At 43.8% G+C, this 3619-nt stretch carries 3 protein-coding genes; 2 read left to right on the forward strand and 1 reads right to left on the reverse strand.

Annotated elements, in window-relative coordinates:
- Positions 1-939, reverse strand: a 939-nt coding sequence (locus tag RYO92_RS10995) for a Crp/Fnr family transcriptional regulator (RefSeq protein ID WP_315370406.1), incomplete at its 3' end; no start/stop codon positions are given.
- A gap of 331 nt (positions 940-1270) precedes the next feature.
- On the opposite strand from RYO92_RS10995, the gene hcp reads away from it, so the two are divergent.
- Together hcp and RYO92_RS11005 are read left to right on the forward strand one after the other, a co-directional pair.
- Positions 1271-2914, forward strand: coding sequence for a hydroxylamine reductase (hcp, locus tag RYO92_RS11000; RefSeq protein WP_315370407.1), 1644 nt, complete (start codon positions 1271-1273; stop codon positions 2912-2914).
- Between the two features lie 305 nt (positions 2915-3219).
- Entirely contained in the window at positions 3220-3609 is a 390-nt protein-coding gene (locus RYO92_RS11005; RefSeq protein WP_183684390.1) for a DUF488 domain-containing protein, read from the forward strand.
- Positions 3610-3619: the final 10 nt, after the last annotated feature.

The raw sequence follows: 3619 nt of genomic DNA on the forward strand, positions 1-3619 counted from the left end.
CTGGGAAAGCTCTCTGGTCATGGCGGAGCGGTTGGTGCATAAAAACTGTGCCATATCCGTACGGCTCAGTCCCAGTTCAATGTATTTGGATTTTTGTTTTTGTGCCTGTAAGGAAAGGTAGGCCAAAATCTTCTCTCGCAGACTACTTCTGGAGGTTACCTCAATCTTTTCCATTAGTTGAATATTTTTCTTTCCGATTAAATCAAAAAGATTTTCAATCAGGCGGAAGTGGAAGGCACAACGGTTTTTGCAGACGTGGATGGCCTTTTGGAAGGAAATAAACAGTACCTCCGCCTTGCTGGCCGCCACAAAGCTGACATACTCTCCCGCAGCGGTATTGTTGCCAAAGGTCTCTCCGAAAATTTCTCCCTCATTCATATAGGTAAGAAGGGTTTCATTTCCCCACACATCCGTCTTTAACATATGGATACTGCCCTGCAATACTACTCCTACGTGTTGCTCATTCTTTTCCTCCAAATGAACAATCTCCCCCTTTTTATAAGAGCGAACATAGCTTTTCATGCAGTACAGAAGGGCATTCAGGTTCTCCGTCTCCACCCCATTGAAAATTTCCAAATCTCTGTAGCGAAGGAGTTCATCCCCCTTTAAATGTTTCTTCTTTTCCTGTTCCCTGCTGTGCACGGAGGTAAAGGAGACTTCCCCCCTTTGCAATGCTTCTCTTTCCTTCCCACTAAGCACGGAAAAGTCCTTATCTCCTATCCCTTGATGCGTTCTTTTTTCCTCGCAATCCGGGCAGGTACAGCCCTCTCCATGATTTTCCTCGGAGCAGCCGCAAGAATGCTGATGGGAGTCGAACCCATATCCGCAAGTGCTTTCCTCGGTGCCTCCCGAGCAGCTGCAAGAATGCTCATGATAGCCTTCTCCACATTGACAGCTCTCCTCAGTACTATTCTTTTTTTCCTTCATTTCCTGACCCATTTTTCTTCTCTCCTGTTTTTTCATTTATTTTCTTAAATTTTATCTATAATACTCTCTTTCAGATAGTTTGCACTAGCGAAAATAAAACAAAGCTTTCTTCTATTCCATTTTCCCTTATTCGTGATTCTTCTCTATTAGACTCCGATTTTCTATTCATCCTTTGTGCATTTTTCTCCAAATCTATCGTAAAAAATACTTAAAAATTCAGAGATTGTATTTTATATATACAGAGTTTATCAGTGTTTTGTTGCCTCTGCAACACTTTTTTCTCATTTCCCAGGTATGATAGGCAAAGTAATGAGTCTATCGATTTTTCTTCAGGAGGAAAAAAATGGAAAATAAAATGTTTTGTTATCAGTGTCAGGAAACTGCAAACTGTTCCGGATGTACCGTATCCGGTGTTTGCGGAAAGAAGCCGGAAGTAGCTGCTATGCAGGATCTTTTGGTTTACGCAACCAAGGGATTATCCGCTGTGGCTCAGCAGTTAAGAGCCGAGGGAAAGGAAGTTTCTCAGGAGTTAAATCACAGAGTAACCATGAACCTTTTCATCACCATCACCAATGCAAACTTTGATAATGATGCTATCATTGAAAGCATCAAGGAAACCTTCGCTTTGAGAGATGCGGTTAGAGCAACACTTTCCGACAGCTCCAAGCTTCCTAAGGCAGCAACCGTAGAAGTAGCAGAAAAGGATTACCCCATCTTTGCACAGAGCATCGGTGTTTTAGCTACTGAAAATGAAGATATCCGTTCTTTAAGAGAGTTAATCACCTATGGATTAAAGGGTCTTGCCGCTTATTCCAAGCACGCAAATGCGCTTTTAAAGGATGATGCCAATGTAGATGCTTTCATCCAGAAGGCTCTTGCCGCAACTTTAGACGACAGCCTTTCCGTAGATGATTTGGTAGCTCTTACCTTAGAGACCGGTAAGGCCGGCGTAGAAGGTATGGCACTGCTTGACGGAGCAAATACTTCCGCTTACGGAAATCCTGAAATCACTACCGTAAATATCGGTGTTCGTAACAATCCCGGAATTCTGGTTTCCGGACATGACCTTAAGGATCTGGAAATGCTCCTTGACCAGACAGAAGGCACCGGCGTAGATGTTTACACCCACTCTGAGATGCTTCCTGCCCACTACTATCCATTCTTTAAGAAGTATAAGCACTTCGCAGGAAACTACGGAAATGCTTGGTGGAAGCAGAAGGAAGAGTTCGAGCCATTTAACGGACCAATCCTCATGACCACAAACTGTATCGTTCCTCCAAAGGACAGCTATAAGGACAGACTTTGGACTACCGGTGCTGCAGGTTATCCCGGATGCAAGCACATCGGAGGAAAGTACGGCGAAATCAAGGACTTCTCTGCCATCATTGAACAGGCTAAGTCCTGCCCCGCTCCAACAGAAATCGAGACCGGAACCATCGTAGGCGGATTTGCTCATGAGCAGGTATTTGCCCTTGCGGATAAGGTAGTAGAGGCTGTAAAGTCCGGCGCTATCAAGAAGTTCGTGGTTATGGCAGGTTGTGACGGAAGACAGAAGAAGAGAGATTACTACACAGAGTTTGCCAAGGCACTTCCAAAGGATGCTGTAATCTTAACCGCAGGATGTGCAAAGTATAAGTACAACAAGCTGGATCTTGGTGATATCGGTGGAATTCCAAGAGTTTTGGATGCCGGACAGTGTAACGACTCCTACTCCTTAGCCTTAATCGCCTTAAAGCTGAAGGAAGTATTCGGCTTAGACGACGTAAACAAGTTACCATTGGCATACAACATTGCCTGGTACGAGCAGAAGGCTGTTATCGTTCTTCTTGCCCTTCTCTACTTAGGAGTAAAGAACATTCACCTTGGACCAACTCTTCCCGCCTTCCTTTCTCCCAATGTAGCAAAGGTTCTTGTAGAGAACTTCGGTATTGCCGGAATCGGAACCGTAGAAGATGACATGAAGATTTTCTTCCCGGAAACAGCATAAACGAGAGGTCGTATGCTTTACCGGCGATAGCCTTTAAGAATATAGAAGCTAGCGTACGCACCACTCGCGATAGGTATTAAGAATAAACAAAGTAACATTTGCTTTGCAAACGATACTCATTAAGAATCAAGGAAAGCCGCCCCTATGGGGCGGTTAATCCGATATAAGAAACCGTTTTAATTTCGGAAGCTAAACAAGTTCCAGTCAAAACATCATTTGCCCAAAATCTTATCTTCTGGGAAGCACCGGAAAAATCTCTTGCAAAAGAGAAAATCTTCAACACGCAGTAGAAAGAGAGCTATACAATGTATTCTATTCAATGTAAACGAATTTATGAAGAAAAAACAGATAAGGATGGATTTCGTATCCTGACGGATCGACTTTGGCCACGAGGCATCACAAAGGAACGTGCCGCTTTGGATAACTGGGCAAAGGAGATGAGCCCTTCTACTTTTCTTCGCAAAACTTTCAATCATAAAGAGGAGAATTTCCCCCTATTTGAGAAAAAGTATTGGGAAGAGCTGGAGAAGAATCCGGAGAAGGAGCAATTTATTGCTTTGGTTAGAGAGCATCTTGCTCATGAAAATGTCACCCTTCTCTATGCTACTAAAGAAGAGCGTTTTAACCAGGCCGTCGTTATGGAGGGCTGGCTGAAGGAGAAGCTTTCGGAAGAAGCAAAGGAGCATTCCGCTTAATGCGCTCTGA

This window comes from Oribacterium sinus (genome assembly GCF_963553175.1).
Classification (GTDB): domain Bacteria; phylum Bacillota; class Clostridia; order Lachnospirales; family Lachnospiraceae; genus Oribacterium; species Oribacterium sinus_B.

Excerpts from the sequence above, each read along its gene's own strand:
- RYO92_RS11005 (WP_183684390.1), top strand. The coding sequence starts at position 3,220 with ATGTATTCTATTCAATGTAAACGAATTTATGAAGAAAAAACAGATAAG.
- hcp (WP_315370407.1), top strand. The coding sequence starts at position 1,271 with ATGGAAAATAAAATGTTTTGTTATCAGTGTCAGGAAACTGCAAACTGT.